Here is a 20,954-nt window from a genome sequence, read left to right as displayed (position 1 = left end):
CCGGAAAAGCAGGTTCACTCTTTTAACTTTGCCAGAACTCCAAGATGGTCTTCATGGTAGGGCATAAGATCCCTGGTAGTCAAGATTTCGAATCTGGGTTCGAAAGCCTGTTCAAGCTTTTTTACTTCTTCCGTAAAGATCTCCTTCGGACTTGCCGCAGTGTCGATGCTACGGGCCTTGATCGAGAGCAGGAGATATCCACTTTTATTCAAAAAACGTGCAGCATTTCTTGCAGCGATTTCTGCCTGATTGGGCTGGGCAACGTCCTGAAAGATCAGGTCTACAGGCTCAACGATATGGGCATAACTGTCCGGTTTCCCCGCATCAGCAAGGATGGGGAAAATGTTTTTGCGTCTGGAAGCAAGCCTTATAAAGTCGCGCATACTTCTCGGAGCAAATTCAACAGCGTATACTGCCCCTTCAGAGACGATATCAGAAACGTGACTGACCGTTGTACCTGAAGCAGCCCCCAGATAGAGAACCTTTGAAGTCTCCTTAAGGGGAATATTGAACTTCTTGAGGACCATGGCTCCAAGCTTGCTCCGGCGAGGATCCCAGGTCCGGTACTCGACTCCTTCAACCGGGATTAGCTTTTCTCCATAAACAGTCTTTCCCAGGTCCAGGTTCTTTGTGACAAGCTGCTTTTTGCCCTTTGTAACCTCAAAAACCCCATCATAAAGCTTCCTGACTTCGGGCATTTACTTCCTCCTCTTTTTCTTTGGTTTTGCCCCACTTTCATGCCTTTTTTGCGGAGGCCTGGGATTTGAAGCCCGGATTTTCTGGACTTTTTCATCCAGTTTCTCTTGCATAGAAGGGTCAATTTTCCCGGAGTAAAAGTCAATTCGAGCGGCAAGGGAAAGTTTTGCTGCAAGGGCTCTTGCAATTTTTCCTCGCACCCACCAGGGCGAGGTATTGATAAGGGGATGGCTGAAGATTACCCCGTGCTTGGGGGACGGTGCCCTGTCCCGGAGGTGTTTGAAGAGGGCCTTGCTGGCCCCGATAACCTGAATTGTACTGGACGGAAAAGCAGCAAGTTTTTCAAGGCTGCCTGCAATGCTTATGAGCCTTGCCCCTAGCATGGGCCCCGCAATCATGGTCAGATTGGGCGCAAGGACTTCCATACTGCTCTCGATGTAAGTTTCAATCTGCTTTCGCCGTTCGTAGAGACCGCATACGCTCTCTGCAAAACCTTTAAGAAGCGCTTCATCTGAAGCTTCGAGTTTTGCGCCCATGGAATTCCTGGCTTTTAAGAAAAGAGGATCATCAGGAGCAATATTGTCACGGGAGCCGTATTTAACGATAAAAAGCGCAAGAGCTTCCCCGTTGAGCCCACTTTCGGGGAAATAACCTCCATACCACTCAAAAAGTCTTTCCGAAAGGGAGTTAGTTGTCTCATTGATGTCGTCAAGGGCTTCTACTGCCTGAACTATGCGCTGGTCAGGAGTAAGAGCCTCTGAGACCTGGATTTTTGCAGCTTCCAGCATGACTTCATGTAAAAGAGAATAATATTCCGAAGGGGACTCTACAAACCTGCACTCGACAGCGACAGCTTTCAGGTCAAAACCTTCGGGGGGGAGATTCTTCTTGCTGCCCCTCAAAGAAAGGGAACGGAGTGCAAGCTCTCTGATATCTTTTGGAAAAGGGTAGGAGGCAAAGACTTCTCCTTTGCTGCCTATCTCAAGAACTCCAAACCAGGTATCGATTTTCAATCGGAGCCTCCGAAGATGTCCGCACCCCGGTTCTTTGCCTTTGTAAGCATTACATCCCCACCAAATGATTCATCAAGCATCCGCTGGACTTCTTTCTGGAGTTTTTTACCTTCTCCCGGACTCCCGACAATCCCGTAGACGACAGGCCCAAAAGAACTGATCCCTGAACCACTGGCTCCGTTGTCCTGCATATATTTCATGGCATCGAGTACAGCCTGAGGCTGCAGTTCAACTTCCCTCTTTTTAAAGCCCACAGTCTGGAAATGGTTGACTGCCCTGCCGAAACTTTCCAGGTCTTCTTCGATTAGCGCAGGGAGCATCTGCATGAGAATAACATGAGAGATTTCCTGGACTTCCCTAAGAGGAATGGGACAGACTTTTTTGAAAATATCGACTTCTTCTGCGTCATGGACGCCTTTGGTATTGGGAATTGCAAGGACAATATGCCAGTCGGGGAAATCCCTCCTGAAAAGCACAGGGCCTGGAGGCATATGGCTGGCCGCGGAAGGAGAAAATGCACCTTTATCCCTGAATTTGTGCCCCCCATCCAGGACAAAACCTCCATTTTCAAAAGCAGCAACCCCTATTCCGGAAGTCCCGCCTCTACCTACGGCAACTGCGAGTTCCCGGACACTTTTTCCAAGTCCATAAATCTCATTTACGGCTGCTGCTGCAGAGAGCGCGACCTGGGTTCCTGAGCCAAGCCCTACATGGTCAGGAAGTTCCTTATTAATATGAATCCTGATGCCTTTCCCTGCCGGAAGCACAGCTTTTGCTGCTTTTCGCATCCTGCCTGCTAGAAGGGAATCCCCCACAACTTCGACTGCATCCGCTTCAGCTGCCGAAATTTCCAGGCTGGGTGATTCGAGAGTAATTCCTGCTCCCCCATCAACCCTGCCAATCTCTGCATTAAGATCAATAAGGGTAAGATGCAGTCTGGATGGAGACACTACATTAATCATATTCATTTGTATCCTCATTGCTTATTCATAAAGCTTAGGAGTTAACCTTCGAACTACCCCGAAGTTTTTCCTTAACAATCGAATAAGTAAAAGATAAAGTTTTCCCGTTAAATATAAATTTAAGGAATGGAAAAATCAGCGAATATATTTTTATACGAATCTCCGCGTTCCCCCGAAAATCCAGCAGTGTCTCCATAAACACGGGACATACAGAAAAACTGCAGTTCCGACAGCGGTTGTAAACCGTTCCCAGAAGAGCATGTATAAGCCCGCAAAGCATTCCTGTGTCTGCGGGATCGGAAAGCCCGAAAGTAAGGTCAGCCTTCAGATTTTTGATTTTGATTGCGGAAAGTGTGTCAGAAAACAGACGGAGCAGAGGTTTTCGAAGAGCTTTGTAAGCTTCAAGGCCCCAGTGAAGTTTTTCTCTGGTGCTCATCCCTTTCTTTGCCTCAACCTCAACTTCCTGACCAGTCTCTTTTTTCCTTCTTAGCCGGGCAAATATCCCTCTTTTCTCTTTGCCCTCAAAAATTAATGTTTCCTCTTCAGGTTTCTTTTCTCCAGGTTCCCTGTCTTTTTCCATCTGCATCTTGAGTTCTGATTTTAGGAGGTCTTCCTTTCTGCTTTCAGCTTCTTCCGGCTCTGGCTTTTCAGGAATGGATTTTTCCTCCTCAGGCTCTTTAATTGAAAAAGTATAGGAAAAGAGCAGCCATTTTACAGTAAATATGCCTCCCAGTTCTTTCTTTTCTTCCACGCTCAGGACCTTGAACTTGAAAGTAAGAACTATCGCTGTAAAAAGTATGAATAAAACAAGCAGAAAAACCAGAAGAAAAAGATAGATGGCAAGCATGCTAAACAGGTTGAGGGAAAAAGATAGCCCTGACTATCCCGAAGATCCTAATCGTTAGTTCTGGTTCCTGGAAAATTCCTCAAAAAGGTTAAACCGGAGGGATTTACTGGAAACAGCCCCCTTTCCCTTCGGGTTCCGTATGCTCTTGTTCTTTAATTTCCGTTTTGCCAGCTTCCGACCCCTCTCCTTTTTTGTGCTTGCCGGTCTTGCCTTTGAATTTCTCCAGAATGTCAGGCACAACCTCCTGAAGGGAACTGAGGATTGAACCTACATCACCTTTCTCAGAGATCCGGAAAATTTTTGCATCATCTTCAGAGAGCATAATAAAAGCAACAGGCTCTATCTTCGCACCTGCACCTCCGCCACCTCCATATCCGGATTCTTTCTCCTTTTTACCTTCCCCACCTCCGCCTCCGAAACCCATTGTGAGTTTGGAAACAGGAATGATTGTTTTCCCGGCAGCTGTAATAGGATCTCCTACAACAGTTTTCGTAGTTGCAATTCTTTCAAGTTCAGATGCAATTTCTTTAATGGTCTCTTCTACGCCCATCTTTTTTAGCCCCCGATGTACGGTATCATTTGTTTATATGAGTAATAAATGTTGCCCATCTTAAAGACATTTATAATAAAGTTATAAGAGAGATTAACTTCATTGTATTTGAGTAATCCTGTATTTGCTGTTCCCCTGTATTCACAGTTAACCGGGTGTAACTCCGAATTAAAATTCAATTTTTAGAGTAAGAATAATAGTGCTTTTTTCGGAACCCTTCGGAGTATATGCTTTTTCTCTTCTGGCCTGTCTTTTCAGATATATTTTTCCTCCAGTCTATCTCCCCGGGTCTATTTTCTTCCCTAAATTCAACCAAATACCCGGCTTACTTGAGATTATTTTTTGAAATATATGGCGTTTTTGATTGAGAGCTTTTAATTGAGAAACATACACATTAGGAAAGATGGAAACGCTTATTGAAAAAATAAGAAAGTATTTCGTTAATATAATATAACAGTACATTTTCTTTAAAAGTAATACTCTTTAAAACCATAGATTCTGACTCCGGGCTTTGGAAGCTTTAGATATGTTAAAAAAGTAACACAGCTGCCAGAATGGAGCATGTTACAAAAACCGGAAACGGGAACATGTAATATTTATCAAATATTTATCAAATTGGACATCCAAATATATTTTAATGGGTTTATTATGTGGCAAGAAAAAAGAAATAGTATCCTCTTATTTGCAGTAATTCTTGTACTTTATTTGTCTGTAGGGGGAAGCGCATCAGCTGCAACAATTTATGTGGACGATGACGGATCTGCAGATTATACAACAATACAGGATGCACTAAATAATACGGTTGATGGAGACACTATAATAGTGAATCCTGGAACTTATCCAGACGATGAACGAATCGATGTGAATGTGTCTGTGACAATAAAAGGAGCCTCAGGATATCCTTCAGTTGGTGGTTTCAATCTGTACATGCATTCGCGTGTTGAGGGGCTAACGATTACTAAGGGAATTGATTTTGACCGAGCCGGCATAGAATGTACAGTAAGGAATAACAGGTTTGAAGACTGCGGCGTAAGTATGGGTAGCAGTTACATGTATGGAAATCAGACAATAATGAACAACCTCTTTACAGGAAGTGGGGCGGGAGTAAATACTTATGACAGCTGGCATAATAAAATTATAGGGAATACATTTCAAAACTGTAATGTGGGTATACATTTCGGATGGGGTATGGGCAGCCACATAGTCACCGGAAATACGTTCAAAAACTGTGGCATAGGTATCCGCCTTATCGACGACACTGCCACGATTTACAACAACTATTTTTATAATAATATAAACCTGCAGATTGAGGATGCAGCATTCTGCACTCTGAACACTACAAAAACTGCAGGTGAAAATATCATCGATGGACCCAATATAGCCGGGAACTACTGGGCGACACCTTCGGGGGATGGTTTTTCCCAGACCCACATGGACACTAATGGCGATGGGATAGCTGAGGAAGCATATCAGATCGCAGAAGGTTCTATTGACTACCTGCCTCTTGTAACTCCCAGGACGGAACCTGAACCTGTCCTCCCTACCGCAAATTTCAAAACAAATACGACCAGTGGGAATGCCCCTCTTTCTGTCCTTTTTACCGACCTTTCAAAGGATACAACAGGATGGAACTGGAACTTTGGAGACGGGGCTACTTCAACCAAAAAGAATCCAATCCACACTTATTCAGCGATAGGAAGCTATACTGTTAACCTGACGGTAAGCAACTTGAATGGCACTGATTCAGAAACTGCTGATATAACTGTGCTAGAAAAAGAGGAAGAAGAAAACGAAAGTGAAAATGAAGGAAACGAAAGTGATAATAACATTCTTCCCACAGCAAATTTTACAGTAAATAAAACCAGCGGCCATTATCCCCTTACAGTCCTCTTTACCGACCGTTCCCAAAATGCAACAGGAAGGAGCTGGGATGTAAACAATGACGGAATCGAAGATTCTAATGAGTCCAGCTTTGTTTATACTTACAGTTCCAGAGGGACTTACGAAGCTAAACTGACCGCAATCAATGCAAACAGCACGGACACAGAAACTACTACAATAACCGTGATGAGGAAAAGCAGCGGCGGAAGCAGTAGTAGTGGTGGTGGAGGAGGATCCCCCGAACCTGCAAGAAACGTTGAAACCAAGGAACTTTCCCAGGTCTTCATCACAAACGGCAAGGCCGTAAAGTTTGATTTTGCAAAAGGAGCAACATGTGTAGTGTACGTGAGCTTCGATTCAAAAAAGACCGCTGGAAAGACCACAACCATTGTTGAGCAGCTGAAGGACGAGTCCGCCCTGGTCCCCGAACTTCCTGCAGGCGAGGTCTACAAGTCTTTTAATGTCTGGGTGGGGAACAGCGGATTTGCAACTGAAAAGAACATTGAAAACCCGGTAATCTGCTTCAAGGTTGAAAAAGCCTGGCTGCAGAATAAAAGTATAGACCGGGATTCGATCACCCTGAACAGGTATAACGATGAGGAAGAAGCGTGGAAACAGATATCAGTTAATCTCACGGAAGAAAACGATACATACCTCTACTTCACAGCAGACGTTCCCGGATTCTCATCCTTTGCAATGACAGGAAAGGCAACAAGCTTCTCCGGAGAAGATACAACAGGCTCGGGACCAGAACAGGAAACTCGCCTCGCAGAAGGTGAATCAGTAAAAAATGCGGGAGAAGGAGTTGAACAGAGCGCTGCACAGGGAGAGAACACGAAAGCCCCAGGATTTGAACTAGTCTACGGGATAATCTGCTTGTCCGCTATCCCTAAATATAAAAGAAAGTGAGAAAGTAAGAGTTGAAAAAAAGAAAGGAAAAAAATCAAAAACAGAATGCAGATTTTGACACCGAAAAATTGATTGATGAAGGCCTATTCCTTCATCACGTTTTCTAATTTTCGCCCCCGGAGGACTCAATTATCCTCGATTATGTCCGTAACCCTTTTATCCAGACATCCCCGGGCTTCAACCTCATATAGCATATTTTATCTCTATTTAAAAGTATTAATCTAAATCAGAATATTTATATCAATTAACATTCTTTCCAATTAAATATAACTCTTTAATATAAAGAAGTTGATGCGGAGTGAATATAAGCAGTTATTAAATAATTATAAGCAGATTTATACATTCGCATGGTTTTGAGTATATCTTGATTCACTGCTAACAAGTTAATTACCCGCTAATTTTAAAGATATAACGGGTTTTCTGCTGAGGGTTTATGGAATATACCCATCAAACAAATTTACCTATAATACAGATTTCACCCCCAATTTCTTGAATAGCCGGAGGAATTAGAAATTAAAAATAAATTAGTAACTATTCAGCCATACCTTTAGTAAAAGCAATTTTTCCTCTTTCCGAGGAAAAATTGCATATAAAATAACTCTCTTTTTCAACATCATGCTTACACGTGAAGAAATCCTTGTAACCTATGAAGCTGGTCCTGAAGCAGTTATTGTTGAAATCCAAGGATATGAAGCTATCATGGAGAAACAAGCTTCTCATATTTCTGAACTTGAAGAACGTGTAAGAGTTTTAGAGGCTCGTTTGAATCAAAACAGCCAAAATAGCAGTAAACCTCCTTCTACTGATGTTTTTTGTAATGAGAAACCTAAACCTAAGGGTCGCCACACAAGTAGTGGCAAAAAAGCTGGTGGCCAAAAAGGTCATCCTGGAAAGACTTTTGAAATGGTTGAAAACCCTGATTAGGTCATAGTCCATTCACCGGACTGCTGCGAAAATTGTGGTCATCATCTTGAAGATACTGAAGTTGATGACTATGAACGCAGACAAGAAGCTGAAATTCCTCCTGCAAAAATCATATTTACTGAACATCGTTGTGAAATCAAGAAGTGTCCTCACTGTGGGAAAGTTAACAAAGGCTCTTTTCCAGAGTCTATAAAATTCCCAATTCAATATGGTCCTCGTCTTTTAGCCTCAATTCTGTATTTTAGGAACTATCAATTGATTCCTTATGAAAGGACTTGTGATTTAGTAGAGGATGTATACGGTATACGTATCAGCCCAGCTACCATAAAAAGAGCAGAAAAGAAATGTTTCCAGAACCTGAAACCTTTTGAAAAAGCTGTTATGGAACATCTATTAGCTTCCTATTCTGCACATTGTGATGAGACAGGAATGAGAATTTTAGGGACAAAATGGTGGCTTCATGTAGTATCAAATAGTCTATGGACCTACTATTTCGCACACCCAAAAAGAGGGACAGAAGCAATGGATGCTCTGGGATTTCTTCCGCAATACAAGGGAGTAGCAGTTCATGATGGGCTTGCTTCATACAACAAGTATGGATGTGAACATGCTCTGTGCAACGCTCATCTTAAAAGGGAACTTACTGGGATTGAAGAGAATTTTAAACAGCAATGGGCTAAAGAGATTAATGAACTCCTCAGTGAGATGAAAAAGTATACTGATGAATGCAGAGAGATGGAAATTCCAATAGATCCAGAAAAAGTTCGGGAATTCGAGGAAGTATACGATGCAATAATTCAAGACGGAATCGAGGAAAATCCACCACCTGAGCCCTCAAAAGATCAGGTGAAAAAGAGAGGAAGACCAGCACAAACAAAAGCAAAGAATCTCCTTGATAGGTTCATAATACACAAAGAACCGATTCTGAGATTCCTCAATAACCTGAGAGTTTCGTTTGATAACAATCAAGCAGAGCGAGACATCAGAATGATGAAGCTACAACAGAAAATTTCGGGAACTTTCCGAAGCATAGAAGGAGCGGTAGCTTTCTGCAGAATTAGGGCATACATATCCTCAATTAAAAAGAATGGCATGAATGTAATGGATGCTATTCTAGCGGCGCTCAATGGAGCGCCGCTATTATCCTGATAATTGCAGCACTTTGCTGAAAAAACGTCTTTTTATCAGTGGCTGAATAGTTACATAAATTAATCGTTTTACTAATTGCTTTTCTCATTTTAATATTAATTTCAGGTACTGGAGCCACGGCCGAGATTACAGTCCAGCCAGGAGATTCTATACAGGCTGTTGTTGACAATGCAAGTTCAGAGGACGTAATAACCATACAACCCGGGACTTATACAGAAAATGTCAAAATATATACAGATGGCCTAACTATCAGGTCAGCATCCGGAAACCCTGACGATACAATGATTAAAGCTAAGAATACAGCAGACAACGCGGTCTTTGTGGATGCGGACGGGGTAAAAATTAGCGGCATTAAAGCTGCTGCAGCAACTGCGCAAAGCGCCTCAGGAATACGTCTATCCGGATGCAATAACTGTGTAATTGAACAAAACAAACTCACGGTTAACGGGCGCGGAATTTATCTCGTGAGTTCTACAGAGTGCACGGTATCAGGTAATACAGTTATAAATTGTGGTTATTATGGAATTTTGCTTGAGAGTTCAAAAAACAATATCATATCCGGAAATAAGGTTACCAATTCCGAACGCGGCATCTATATTGGCAGCTCTGACGATAATAACATTTCAGGCAATACTGTTACTTTAAACAATAATGTAGGATTCTATAGTTGTAGCTTGTGTGACCGAAATCTGGTTTATAATAACTACTTCAATAACACCGGGATATCCATTAAAACCGGGTCAGGAAGTAGATTTAATACTACAAAAACCGAAGAAACAAATATCGTCGGTGGCTCTAATATCGGAGGGAACTACTGGGGAAAACCGGATGGAACAGGGTTCTCCGACACAGCATTAGATAATGATGGAGATGGGATTTCCGACTCTACATACACCCTGCCAGGCAGCTCATACGTAGATTACCTGCCTCTTGTATACCCGTCCAGCTCACCTGAGCCTGTGCCCCCTGTTGCGGACTTCAGCAGCGATGTTACTTCAGGGAATGCCCCGCTGGAGGTTTCATTTACTGACAAAAGCACAGGAGATCCCACTACATGGGACTGGGATTTCGGAGACGGGAACGTTTCAACAGATAAGAATCCCGTACACATATACACCTCAGCAGGAACTTACACGACAACGCTTACAGTAAGCAATGCAGACGGAACAGCTTCAAAAGACGGTACGATAACGGTCCTCCAAACCACTGAACCAGTCGTTCCTGTTGCTAACTTTACAAGCAATGTTGTCTCAGGAAACACCCCACTGGAGGTTTCATTTACAGATACGAGTACAGGCTCTCCAACAGCCTGGAGCTGGGATTTTGGAGACGGAACCACTTTAACAGACCAGAACCCTGTACACACATACACCTCAGCAGGAGCCTACACTGTAACGCTTACAGCAAGCAATGCAAATGGGGGATCTTCAAAAACAGGTTCGATAACTGTCCTTCAAACCTCCAAACCAACAATTCCTGTTGCAGATTTCGGCACCAACGTTATTCAGGGTCCTGCTCCTCTTGAGGTCCAGTTTACCGACCTCTCACAAAATGCAGTTTCTTGGAGCTGGGACTTTGACAACAACGGACAACCTGATTCCACCGACAGGAGTCCGGTTTACGTATATGAAGTCCCGGGAGACTATACTATTAACCTGACAGTGAGCAATGAAAACGGCACGGCTTCAAAAACACTAGGAATAGAAGTGCTGGAGACAGAAGAGGATGACAGGCTTCCTGTTGTAGATTTCAGCGCGAATGTTACGAGCGGATATGCTCCCCTTGCAGTCCTATTTACAGACCTCTCGCAAAAAGCAACCGAGACGGGCTGGGATTTTGATAATGACGGAGTGGTTGACGCAAGCTCCAGTACCATAGATTATGTGTACACATCTCCGGGAACCTATACCGTAAACCTGTTCGCAAGCAATGAAAACGGCACGGTTTCAAAAGCTCTCGAAATAAATGTGCTGAAAAAGAGAAGTTCAGGAGGAAGCAGTCACAGTAGCGGTGGTGGCGGTGGAGGAGGTTCCCCTGAGCCTGCAAAGAATGTTGAAGTGAAGGAGCTTTCACAGGTCTTCATTACAAACGGAAAAGCTGTAAAGTTTGACTTCACAAAGAATGCAACCTGTGTTGCGTATGTAGGCTTTGACGCAAAAAAGACTCTGGGAAAAACCACAACTATTGCTGAGCAGTTGAAAAATAAGTCCGCACTTGTTTCCGAACTGCCTGCAGGGGAGGTCTACAAATCCTTTAATGTCTGGGTTGGAAATGGCAAAATCGCAAGCTCAAAGAATATAGAAAACCCTGTTCTCAGTTTCAAGGTTGAGAAGTCCTGGATACAGAATAAAAGTATAGATCAGGACTCGATCACACTGAACAGGTATGAGGAAAAAAACTGGGAGCAGCTGACGACCAACCTTACAGGAGAAGATGATAAATACCTCTACTTCACTACCGATGTTCCCGGGTTCTCTTCCTTTGCGATAACAGGTACGACTATCCGACAGATTGAGGAAGAAAGTAAACAGATTCCCGCTGAAGAAAGATCTATTGGTGATGTTCAATCAGAAAAGAACGAGACTGAAGAACCTGAATCTGAGGAGAACAGCAGGAACAGCAATATCCTGTTAAGCGTAGGGATCGTTATCGGAGCTCTGGGGTTAGTCGGATTGGTATTGAAGAGCATGAAGAAATGATACCGGGACGTTTCATAACGTTCCGCTTCTCCTATTTACAGTTCACATTTAACATGATGAATTTGTGATCATGAAGAAAAAAGATGGAGTAATGGAGCCATTTACTTTTCAGAGCTTTTCTGCAAGGTTTCCGAACTCCAGCCGACCTGAAGCCGGAGATTTCGGCTCCTTTTTATCATTTTCCTTTTTTTCAGGGGAACAGGGCACTATATTTGCAAAAAACTCTTCTACCAAGTTTCCCACATCCCTTGGAGCTACATCGAGAAACTCTCTGCTCTCTTCGGGAGGGAAGTATCCGAAAACCGAAAATTTGCCCAGCTTGCGCATCTGGGAGCCCTGGTAGCGAGCATCAAGGAGGATTCTTACCCCGAAATCTCCAGGAGAACGGACAATTCTTCCCATTGCCTGCCTTACCTTCCTGATTGTTGGCACCTGGACTGCAAACTCCCAGCCATCTCCAAAATTGAAAACCGTGTCATATGCCGACTCTACAGCTTTTATCCTGTCATTCAGAGCCGGGTACCCCACGCCTACAATGATCACGGTCCTGCCGCGGGAGTCTCTGAAATCAACACCTTCACTCAATGTTCCCCAGAGATAGGTAATGAGCAAAGCTTTTCCTCCCTGCTCACCTATTTTGAAAAACTCCTGCCTGATCTCCTGGGCTGAGACCCCGACTTCATCAAGGAAAATTGGGATCGTAAGCTCGGGCCCAAGGAGTTTTGTATAGCGGAGGGCTTCCGCATAACTCTGGAAATAAACGACCACGTTTCCGGACGATGCAGCAATGGCAGCTAGAAGCGCTTCTTTCAAACTTTCCAGAGTTTCCGGGCTGTCTCTGTTTTTTGCAAAGAGAGGAGGGACTGAAACCGCAAGAGTAAGCCTTCGTTCCTGTGGGAAAGTAGTCCCATAGGTGATTTCTTCTATTTCCCGGGTAATGCCCAGTGAGGATTTGGTCATCTCGAAAGGCCGAAGGGTAGCCGACATCAGCACTGCCGAATAAACGGAATCAAGCAAAGGTTGGGTCACATTCTTGGGAATACAGGTGAAAAGTTCAAGCCTGCCGATTACCCTGTCGCTTTTAAAGTCTCTGCGCATGTTCAGGATCGGGTAATAGTTCTGCCGATCCGAAAGTACAAGATAAGAAGAAAGAAAATCTGCAACATAACGGATCTGGGAACGCTTGGGAACAGAAAGAAGCCCTTTTTTGTAGTTTTCAGCATAAATTTCTTCCAGCCTGCCTCCAAATTCCCCAATTTCCCGCAGCCTGGTAAGTACCTGTTCTTCATCTGCAAACCCTTCTTTCTTTGCATCCCGCAAAAAACGAACTTTCAGGACATCGAGGCGCTCATAAGGATCACTAATCTGAATGTCCTGCCAGTGTTTTCCAAGCCTGTTCCTCTCCCCGAACTTCAACTTAGAGTCATAAGTATCTCTTATAGAGGTCAGTAAACAGGAAAAAAGCCTTTTTGCGTAGAGTCGGGAGGCATAGTCCTGGTCAAGAGGGATTCCGGAGCCTGATCCGAAACCTCCCCCGAATGCAGAAGAATTGTCAGGCTCAGGAATCTCCCCTACCTCAGAAAGAGCTTTTTCAATGGATATTTCGGAAAGCATTACGGAGGAATGGGAACGGGCTGAAGCCTCGATGTTGTGAGCTTCGTCAAAGATAAGAATGATGTCTTCAGGGTCCTTCTCAAGCCATTTAAGGAGAGTCATGAAGATATCAGCATTGAGCACATGATGGAAATTGCAGATCAGAAGTTCTGTGTTTTTGAGCTCCTTTTTAAGCAACTCATACCCGCACATGCCCCGGTCTTCCGCATATTCCATAACATCTTCAGGGCTTCTTACATCCGAAAAGAGCCAGGAAGAAAACTCATTTCCCTCGAACTTGAGGACCTCATAAAGCTTTGGGCAGGAGTGGTTTCTCAGGGACTGCGCCTTTTTTCGGGCTTCCTCGATTTCTTTTTCAAGCTCGTTCCTGAGGGCGTAGAGGGCAGGGTCTTTTGTCCGTTTGTGTTTTTCCGAGGCATCTTTGAGTTCTTTTTCCTTTGAAGAGACTTCCCTCTCAAACTCAAGGAGGTCATAGGTGTTTTCCCCTTTTAGCTTACACTCCTCATAGTCGAGGTTCTCGGGACACATGGAGGTCTTGCCCTTGAAAACAATTGTTTTTATACTGTTGTCCCTGTTGATGTCCCGGGTCTCATGGATGAACTGGACCATTTGCTGGTGGACATTTGTGACTATGATTACGACCTTATTGAGTTTCTTCCCCACATGAAGAGCAGGAGCAAGGGAACTCAGGGTCTTGCCTGTCCCGCACGCCCCTTCAAAAAGCACGATTTTTTCCTGCAGGAGAGCCGAATGAATCTTCTCCATGGCTTCTGCCTGGTTTGGGTAGCAGCTTTTTTTTGTAAAATATCGCATGTATCCGTTCTTTTGCATCATACGCTTAACCCTGATACCTCTCCGGTTTCCTGAACCCTGAACAGTCCATCGGAATTTATTCATTTTGAGACTTTATTAATTTATTTATTTATATATTAGTTATTTATATATTTATATAATAGTTATTTATATATTTATATAATAGTTATTTATATATTTATATACTTATATATTCGTCATTTATATATTTGTATAATTACATATTTATTTAGGTATTTATATATTTATGTATTATACTGGGGAACATACAGTTCCTCTTAATATCTTTCTGAGAACTGTCATTAACCATCTTTAAGAACCATAATTAACTATCGCCCACGACAGTAAATAAATATTTTGAAACCCGTTATTATAGTTATTTTTGAGGGATATTTTCAGAGAACTATTATTATGAGAATCATTAAATCATTTATACTGTCTACCGAATAAGCCAGATAAAAACCGATCCCTGGTACTATACCAACACAGAGGGAGAGGATTTATTTTTACTTGTTGAGTGGTGTGTAATTGCTTGACCAGTTATCCGAAGGCAGACGAAAGACAGACGAAAGATAGCCAGATAAAGTTTTCCGGCCTTATCTTCCAATTTCATAAAACCATAACATCGATAAGACTATATTCAATTAACTGTTCTTGTAAGTTTCATACTCTAATATAAAAACAATTAGAAATAAAATGTGGGAACAGTTCTGAGGAATTAAAGGATGGACGAAAGAAGCCGGATGCTGGCAGAAGAAAAAATCGGAAAACTTCTTTTTAAATTGTCATTGCCCGCAACTATAGGAATGCTTGTACAGGCTTTCTACAATCTTGTGGACACGGTATTCGTAGGCAGGGCCTATGGAACCGAGAGCATCCAGGCAATCGGAGGAATTGCAGTTGCATTCCCTATCCAGATGATCGGAATGGCTGTAAGCCTTGCTATCGGCATCGGAGGAGCGTCCATCATATCTCGCCGCCTTGGGGAAAGAGATACGAAAAAAGCCGACAAAATTTTTGCAAACCTGATCTTCCTTTCCATTTTTTCGAGCTTACTGATAACAGGAGCAGGGCTTCTCTATATCGTACCCCTCCTAAAAATGTTCGGGGCAACTGACACTATTCTCCCTTATGCCCTTGAATACCTGGGAGTAATCCTTTCCGGCACTGTCCTGTTTTCACTTGCAATGGTAACAAATGCTGTTGCCCGTGCCGAAGGGAATGCAAAGGTTGCCATGAAATCCATGATGATGTCCGGGGGTCTCAATATAATACTTGACCCCCTCTTTATTTTTGGCTTTGGGATGGGAATTAAGGGAGCTGCTGTCGCAACTGTTCTGGCCCAGGCAATAGGAGTACTTTACATTGCCCACTACTTCCTGAGTGGGAATAGCACACTCAATTTCCACCCTACTGATCTTAGGCCGGACAGCAAAATCATAAAAGAAGTCCTGGAAATCGGGGTATCCCCCTTTGCGCGAAACGTATCAAGTAGCTTCATGGTAATAATCCTGAACAACCTCCTTGCCTTCTATGGAGGAGACATAGCAATTGCTGTTTTCGGGATAATTAACAGGCTCCTGATGTTTACCTTCATGCCCATGTTCGGAATTATCCAGGGTCTTCAGCCGATTGTAGGCTTCAATTACGGAGCAAAAAACTTTGAGCGTGTAAGGGAAACTGTAAAGCTTGCCATCCTCACCACCACAGTTATGTCCATTGCAGGTTTTCTGGTACTCTACATGTTTCCGGAGCAGCTTTTCGGGATATTCAGTGGAGACCACCAGCTGATAGTTGAAGGAAAATACGCCGTAAGAATTGTGGTGCTGGCAACCCCCCTTGTGGGTTTTCAGGTCGTTGGAGGGGCTCTTTACCAGGCGCTCGGCAAAACAAGACCCTCCCTATTTTTATCCATGTGCAGGCAGGTGCTTTTCCTGATCCCGCTGGTACTTATACTCCCTAGGTATCTGGAGCTCTTCGGGGTCTGGGCAGCCTTCCCTCTTGCAGATACCCTGGCTTTTGCAGTAACCCTATTCATGGTAATCCAGGAGTTCAAACTGCTTGCTGAAAAAGGAAAAAATGTGATAATTGACCCGGTTGAAGGGAATTTACCTGCTTTAGGGAATTTACCTGCTTCAGGAAAGTGACCGCTACTGAAAAAACAGTTAATGTGAAATCCCATCAGCGGTTTTTACTTCCTCATTTTTATCAAGAATGTACTCCCTTTCAAGGTACCCATTTCCCCATTCAAATAGAGCATCCAGAACCGGAAGCACGGTTTTTCCAAATTCAGTCAGAGAGTATTCAACCCGGGACGGGATTTCAGGATAAGCCTCCCTGAGGACAAGCCCATCTCCTTCGAGTTCCCTAAGCTGTTTTGTGAGCATTTTGGGAGAAATCCCCTGCATGCTTCGCTTGAGCCCTGAAAATCGCAGTTTCTCCGCTCGCAATTGCCAGAGGATTAAGGGTTTCCATTTACCACCTATTACGTCCAGAGTCACTTCAACAGGGCAATGATAGTGTTTATTATTTTGTGCCTCGTTTACCATAAACTTTCATACTATCCTTTTTATTACTAAGTATCCGAATTGCATATATGGCATATAAATATAGTTATTGTAGATTAAATATTGGCAAATGCACGTTACTGCCAGAAAAGACTCTATTTTGTTAAAAAAGGCTCAAATTAACAGATGAAAGGTGTCAAAATGAAAGTTATAGGTATAGTTGGAAGTCCCCGAAAGAACGGAAACACGAATATCCTTGTCCAGCAGGCCCTTGAAGGCGCAGCAGAAGCTGGAGCTGAGACCCGGAACTTCTTCCTCAATGAGATGAACTACAAAGGCTGCCAGGGCTGCAACTACTGCAAGAGCCATGATAAGTGCAAGCTTGAAGACGACCTTATGGAATTATTCGATGAACTTGCAGCAGCTGATGGCGTTGTATTTGGCTCTCCAATTTACTTTGGCCAATTTACAGGCCAGATGAGGATTTTCCTTGACCGCTGCTATTCCCTCATAAACGCAGACTTTTCCTCTCGCATCCCTGCAGGGAAAAAGGCTGTGATAGTAGGAACTCAGGGAATGCCTGACCCAGCCGCTTTCAAAGGGGTCTATGCTGAGTTCGCAGGACAGATCTCAAACTTCATGGGCATGGAGGTAAAGGATACGATAGTAGGAGTAGGATACCACGCCCCCGGAGAGGTAAAAGACGATTCCGGACTTATGGAGAAAGCGAAAACCGCAGGTTTAAACCTGTTAAAGTAAACAGGCATTAAAGAAAAAAAATTAAAGTTGCGCTAACACCCCCACTACAAACAATGGGGGATGTTCGCGCCTTCTTTCCAATTGTCAGAAACACCGGACTTATTAATTTCTTGACATATTAGCGAATGAAATATTCGAATTAATAGAAAAAACAGGCTCCCTGTAGCAATAAAAAATTATAAAGAAGGGATGAACCTACGACTGAAGATCTGAAAAAGGCTCTCCTGCAAAAATGCGAAAGCATGGATATACCCATGGTAGGGGTTGCCAGTATTGAAAGATGGAATAACCCTCCTTTTTTGCCGTGGGTGCCTGAAGAATTCTATCCCCATTCCATATATCCAGAAGCAAAATCAGTGATAGTTATTGGATTGCCGATCCCTCTGCCGGTGCTGGAGACATCCCCCTCGATATATTACCGCGAACTGTACAATACTGTAAATACCTTGCTGGATCAATATACGTATCGGCTTGCCAATTTCCTGACCAATAAAGGATATCCATCTGTTTTTGTACCGAGAGACGGGTACGGAAACATTCAGGTACTCCTGGAAAATCCCATTGCATTCTTTTCTCACAGGCATGCTGCTTTTCTCGCGGGTCTGGGGACCTTTGGAGTAAATAATACGATCCTTACACCGGATTATGGCCCCAGAGTCCGTTTCGGTTCAATTCTGTCCACGGCTGAACTTCCTCCAGATCCAATGCTGAAGACTCAGCTTTGCACCCGATGTATGCGTTGTGTAAAAATGTGCCCGGCAAATGCTCTGAATAAGGAAGATTACCCCAGCGGACTGACAGACAGGAAAGCCTGTTCCTCATATAGTGCTGAATTAAACAAGCGTTACATCTCACCGTGTGGAATATGTATTAAGGTCTGCCCTGTAGGAAACGACAGAGTGCGATATAAAAGGGAGGACAATGCAATATATGTGGATAGAGATCTTTTTGCCAGCCATCATAAAGCCTGGGAGCATGTCAGGTCTTATGGCGGAAAAAATCCGTAATTAGCTGAGATAAAACGGGCAAAAACAGTAAAACAGAGGGAGAGAAAACTGCAGAAGCATTTTCTCATCCGGATCTCTCAGGAATAAATAAGGAGTCTGAATATGGAAACTCTTGAAGCAATCCACACTCGCCGAAGTATTAGAAAATACACTGACAGGCCAGTTCCGGGAGAGCTGGTAACCAAACTATTGAGAGCAGCAATGAGTGCTCCATCCGCAGTTAATGCCCAGCCCTGGGTCTTTATTGTTATTGATGACCGGAAACTCCTGGATGAAATTCCCACATACAGCCCCTATGCAAGCATGTGCAGGGAAGCTCCTCTTGCAATCCTGGTCTGCGGGGATACGACTCAGGAAAAAGCCCCCGGGTACTGGGTTCAGGACTGTTCGGCAGCCATTCAAAACCTCCTGCTCGCAGCTCACGATTTTGGGCTTGGAGCGGTCTGGACAGGGATTTTTCCCATGACAGATAAGGTTAAAGGCTTCCGGAAAGCTTTTGGACTGCCTGATCACGTATTTCCTCTTGGACTTGTACCTATCGGCTATCCGGCTCAAAAACCAGAACCTCAGGACCGGTACAGGGAAGAGAAAGTTTACCACAACAGGTACGGTCAGAAGAAAGAATGATGCTGTAATACTGGCAGAATCAAGAACTGAAAGAATCAAGACTCTTTACAAGCTGGTGATTTTATTGACGATAAGAGTTGTTGCAAAAAACCAGGTCAAACCTGATAAAATTCAAGAATATATGGATTTGTGTAAAAACCTTGTTGAAGAATCATTAAAAGAAGAAGGCTGCATAGAATATGGGTTGTATCAGGAATTAGAAAATCCAGGAATCCTGACGATATTAGAAGAATGGAAAGATAAAAACAGCCTGGACGAACACTTAAACTCCAATCATTTCAAAGAAATATTTCCTTTACTTTCAGAATATCTTGAAAAAGAAACTGAAATTGACATATACAAAAAAAAGCTGTGATTTATCTAATTTGACGGCAAAATCATAAAATTCCTCAAATTCGACTCCCATTCGTTTTTTGAAGGAGTTCCATCAAACATATAAGATATAAATGCGGAAATTAATCGGGGGATATAAACAATGAAAGTCGTCGCATTTAACGGAAGCCCACGGAAGGAAGGCAATACAGCCTTTCTCATAAAGCACGTCCTTGAAGAGCTTGAAAAAGAAGGGATCGAAACCGAGACAGTGCAGGTAGGGGGAAAAAGTATCCACGGCTGTACAGCCTGTACAAAATGCTTTGAAAACAAAGACCGAAAGTGTGTAATTGACAAAGACATCGTCAATGACTGCATTGAAAAAATGTTTGAAGCCGACGGCATAATCCTTGCCTCACCCACATATTTCGCAGACCTGACACCTGAACTCAAAGCCCTTATAGATAGGGCAGGGTTTGTTGCCATAGCCAATGGCGAAATTTTCAAGCGGAAAGTAGGAGCAGCTGTAGTGGCAGTCAGGAGAGCTGGAGCTGTCCATGCTTTCGATTCTATCAACCACTTCTTTACGATTTCCCAGATGATAATTCCAGGATCCAATTACTGGAACATAGGGATAGGACTTGCTGAAGGGGATGTCGAAAAAGACGAAGAGGGCATCCGGACCATGCAGGTTCTGGGACAGAATATGGCATGGCTTTTGAAAAAACTCAATGCGTAACTTTTACTCCTGGCTAATGTGTAATATTTAGTTGAAGGTTCTAAGGCCCGCTATGCGGTTTGCTTGCGATAGAAAACCTGGCTAATGTGTAATATTTAGTTGAAGGTATAATTTATAGCACTCCCTGAAAAATTCAGAATATAATAATATCACTACATACCAGGAAACAACCTTTTTTGCCTCAAAGAAAGAGGCAGCCTTACTTATTTATTCAGGGAAACGAATTTCATGAATAGAATTAGGGGGAATAAAATGAAAATTCTTTATATTTACGCACACCCTGAGCCAACATCCTTCAATGCCGCCCTGAAAGACACAGCTCTCGCTGCCCTGAAAGAAAAAGGCAACGAAGTAAGACTGTCAGACCTTTACGCAATGAGCTTCAATCCTGTGCTCAATGCAGGGGACTTCACAGAACGAAAAAAGCCGGATGTTTTCAAGCCATTCCTTGAAGCAATCCATGCCTCGAAAACCGGAGCTTTTGCACCTGACATAAAAGAGGAGATGGAAAAAGTAAAGTGGGCAGACCTCCTCATCTTTCAGTTCCCGATATACTTCACGTCCATGCCCGCGATAATGAAAGGCTGGATAGACAGGGTCCTGGCTCCGGGCTTTGGATTCAACCCTATCACAAACAGCGCCTACGAAACCGGGCTCCTGAAAGGAAAAGCTGCAATGATTGCCACCACTACAGGGGCTTCGCAGGAATGGTACTCCGATGGAGGGGAACACGGGGACCTTAACAGGCACCTTGAATCCGTCACTCACTGCGTTTTTGAGTATATGGGGATGAAGGTACTGCCATCCCATATTATCTACGAGGTGAGCAGCCTTTCAAAGGAAAAGGGGGCTGAAGAACTCAAGAGATATAGAAATAGAATATTTGAACTTTAAATATAGAGGAAAACGCCTTCATTTCGATTTTTGAGAATTCGGGCCTGGTGGG

The 20,954-nt window shown here is 43.4% G+C and carries 16 protein-coding genes and 1 pseudogene; 10 read left to right on the top strand and 7 right to left on the bottom strand.

What is annotated here, in order from left to right; translation table 11 throughout:
• Positions 1–14 precede the first annotated feature (14 nt).
• The 5 genes from MSWHS_RS01405 to MSWHS_RS01385 all read right to left on the bottom strand — a co-directional run bounded on the left by MSWHS_RS01405 (position 15) and on the right by MSWHS_RS01385 (position 4,068).
• Positions 15–698: a fibrillarin-like rRNA/tRNA 2'-O-methyltransferase gene (locus MSWHS_RS01405; protein WP_048125394.1), complete on the bottom strand. Its 684-nt coding sequence runs from the start codon at positions 696–698 to the stop codon at positions 15–17.
• Entirely contained in the window at positions 699–1,709 is a 1,011-nt protein-coding gene (locus MSWHS_RS01400) for an NOP5/NOP56 family protein (protein WP_048125392.1), read from the bottom strand.
• Positions 1,706–2,671 (bottom strand): beta-ribofuranosylaminobenzene 5'-phosphate synthase, encoded by a 966-nt coding sequence (locus MSWHS_RS01395; protein WP_048159524.1) that lies wholly within the window; start codon positions 2,669–2,671, stop codon positions 1,706–1,708. The genes MSWHS_RS01400 and MSWHS_RS01395 overlap by 4 nt, the downstream gene beginning before the upstream one ends.
• Positions 2,672–2,705: 34 nt before the next feature.
• A complete protein-coding gene (locus tag MSWHS_RS01390; RefSeq protein WP_048158674.1) occupies positions 2,706–3,518 on the bottom strand; it encodes a DUF2953 domain-containing protein in 813 nt (270 codons plus the stop codon).
• Between the two features lie 103 nt (positions 3,519–3,621).
• Entirely contained in the window at positions 3,622–4,068 is a 447-nt protein-coding gene (locus MSWHS_RS01385) for a GerW family sporulation protein (RefSeq protein WP_048125387.1), read from the bottom strand.
• Between the two features lie 648 nt (positions 4,069–4,716).
• Between MSWHS_RS01385 and MSWHS_RS01380 the strand changes: the two genes are divergently transcribed.
• The 3 genes and pseudogenes from MSWHS_RS01380 to MSWHS_RS01365 all read left to right on the top strand — a co-directional run bounded on the left by MSWHS_RS01380 (position 4,717) and on the right by MSWHS_RS01365 (position 11,630).
• A complete protein-coding gene (locus MSWHS_RS01380) occupies positions 4,717–6,858 on the top strand; it encodes a PGF-pre-PGF domain-containing protein (protein WP_048158673.1) in 2,142 nt (713 codons plus the stop codon).
• Between the two features lie 615 nt (positions 6,859–7,473).
• Positions 7,474–8,931, top strand: a pseudogene (tnpC, locus tag MSWHS_RS01370) (IS66 family transposase).
• Between the two features lie 62 nt (positions 8,932–8,993).
• Positions 8,994–11,630 (top strand): PGF-pre-PGF domain-containing protein, encoded by a 2,637-nt coding sequence (locus MSWHS_RS01365; protein WP_048158670.1) that lies wholly within the window; start codon positions 8,994–8,996, stop codon positions 11,628–11,630.
• A 108-nt stretch (positions 11,631–11,738) separates the two neighbouring features.
• Here the strand turns inward: MSWHS_RS01365 and MSWHS_RS01360 are convergent, their stop codons facing one another.
• Positions 11,739–14,078 (bottom strand): ATP-dependent DNA helicase, encoded by a 2,340-nt coding sequence (locus MSWHS_RS01360; RefSeq protein ID WP_048125383.1) that lies wholly within the window; start codon positions 14,076–14,078, stop codon positions 11,739–11,741.
• A gap of 704 nt (positions 14,079–14,782) precedes the next feature.
• Here MSWHS_RS01360 and MSWHS_RS01355 point away from each other — a divergent pair.
• Positions 14,783–16,204 (top strand): MATE family efflux transporter, encoded by a 1,422-nt coding sequence (locus MSWHS_RS01355; protein WP_048125381.1) that lies wholly within the window; start codon positions 14,783–14,785, stop codon positions 16,202–16,204.
• An 18-nt stretch (positions 16,205–16,222) separates the two neighbouring features.
• On the opposite strand, the gene MSWHS_RS01350 is transcribed toward MSWHS_RS01355, so the two are convergent.
• Positions 16,223–16,606, bottom strand: coding sequence for a helix-turn-helix domain-containing protein (locus MSWHS_RS01350; RefSeq protein ID WP_048158669.1), 384 nt, complete (start codon positions 16,604–16,606; stop codon positions 16,223–16,225).
• A gap of 159 nt (positions 16,607–16,765) precedes the next feature.
• On the opposite strand from MSWHS_RS01350, the gene MSWHS_RS01345 reads away from it, so the two are divergent.
• From MSWHS_RS01345 to MSWHS_RS01320, 6 genes are all read left to right on the top strand, one after another.
• Complete coding sequence (locus tag MSWHS_RS01345; protein WP_048130152.1) at positions 16,766–17,323, top strand: flavodoxin family protein; 558 nt, start codon at positions 16,766–16,768, stop codon at positions 17,321–17,323.
• A 242-nt stretch (positions 17,324–17,565) separates the two neighbouring features.
• Positions 17,566–18,330, top strand: a complete 765-nt coding sequence (locus tag MSWHS_RS01340; RefSeq protein WP_048158668.1) for an epoxyqueuosine reductase — start codon at positions 17,566–17,568, stop codon at positions 18,328–18,330.
• Positions 18,331–18,432: 102 nt separating this feature from the next.
• Positions 18,433–18,957 carry a nitroreductase family protein gene (locus tag MSWHS_RS01335; RefSeq protein ID WP_048158667.1) on the top strand — a complete coding sequence of 175 codons (525 nt, stop codon included), beginning with the start codon at positions 18,433–18,435 and terminating at the stop codon, positions 18,955–18,957.
• 64 nt (positions 18,958–19,021) lie between these two features.
• Positions 19,022–19,312 carry a putative quinol monooxygenase gene (locus MSWHS_RS01330; RefSeq protein ID WP_082087992.1) on the top strand — a complete coding sequence of 97 codons (291 nt, stop codon included), beginning with the start codon at positions 19,022–19,024 and terminating at the stop codon, positions 19,310–19,312.
• Between the two features lie 120 nt (positions 19,313–19,432).
• Positions 19,433–20,008, top strand: a complete 576-nt coding sequence (locus MSWHS_RS01325) for a flavodoxin family protein (protein ID WP_048125373.1) — start codon at positions 19,433–19,435, stop codon at positions 20,006–20,008.
• Positions 20,009–20,260: 252 nt separating this feature from the next.
• Entirely contained in the window at positions 20,261–20,902 is a 642-nt protein-coding gene (locus MSWHS_RS01320) for an NAD(P)H-dependent oxidoreductase (protein ID WP_048125371.1), read from the top strand.
• Positions 20,903–20,954 lie beyond the last annotated feature (52 nt).

Origin of the sequence: Methanosarcina sp. WWM596 (genome assembly GCF_000969965.1) — an archaeon.
Lineage (GTDB): Archaea > Halobacteriota > Methanosarcinia > Methanosarcinales > Methanosarcinaceae > Methanosarcina.
This window is presented reverse-complemented; position numbering and strand designations above follow the sequence as displayed.

What these genes read in the sequence shown, in the direction of transcription:
- MSWHS_RS01405 (WP_048125394.1), bottom strand. Translation starts at nt 698, where the DNA reads ATGCCCGAAGTCAGGAAGCTTTATGATGGGGTTTTTGAGGTTACAAAG.
- MSWHS_RS01340 (WP_048158668.1), top strand. Translation starts at nt 17,566, where the DNA reads ATGGATATACCCATGGTAGGGGTTGCCAGTATTGAAAGATGGAATAAC.
- MSWHS_RS01355 (WP_048125381.1), top strand. Translation starts at nt 14,783, where the DNA reads ATGGACGAAAGAAGCCGGATGCTGGCAGAAGAAAAAATCGGAAAACTT.
- MSWHS_RS01335 (WP_048158667.1), top strand. Translation starts at nt 18,433, where the DNA reads ATGGAAACTCTTGAAGCAATCCACACTCGCCGAAGTATTAGAAAATAC.
- MSWHS_RS01320 (WP_048125371.1), top strand. Translation starts at nt 20,261, where the DNA reads ATGAAAATTCTTTATATTTACGCACACCCTGAGCCAACATCCTTCAAT.
- MSWHS_RS01390 (WP_048158674.1), bottom strand. Translation starts at nt 3,518, where the DNA reads ATGCTTGCCATCTATCTTTTTCTTCTGGTTTTTCTGCTTGTTTTATTC.
- MSWHS_RS01360 (WP_048125383.1), bottom strand. Translation starts at nt 14,078, where the DNA reads ATGATGCAAAAGAACGGATACATGCGATATTTTACAAAAAAAAGCTGC.
- MSWHS_RS01350 (WP_048158669.1), bottom strand. Translation starts at nt 16,606, where the DNA reads ATGGTAAACGAGGCACAAAATAATAAACACTATCATTGCCCTGTTGAA.
- MSWHS_RS01325 (WP_048125373.1), top strand. Translation starts at nt 19,433, where the DNA reads ATGAAAGTCGTCGCATTTAACGGAAGCCCACGGAAGGAAGGCAATACA.
- MSWHS_RS01380 (WP_048158673.1), top strand. Translation starts at nt 4,717, where the DNA reads ATGTGGCAAGAAAAAAGAAATAGTATCCTCTTATTTGCAGTAATTCTT.
- MSWHS_RS01385 (WP_048125387.1), bottom strand. Translation starts at nt 4,068, where the DNA reads ATGGGCGTAGAAGAGACCATTAAAGAAATTGCATCTGAACTTGAAAGA.
- MSWHS_RS01345 (WP_048130152.1), top strand. Translation starts at nt 16,766, where the DNA reads ATGAAAGTTATAGGTATAGTTGGAAGTCCCCGAAAGAACGGAAACACG.
- MSWHS_RS01395 (WP_048159524.1), bottom strand. Translation starts at nt 2,671, where the DNA reads ATGATTAATGTAGTGTCTCCATCCAGACTGCATCTTACCCTTATTGAT.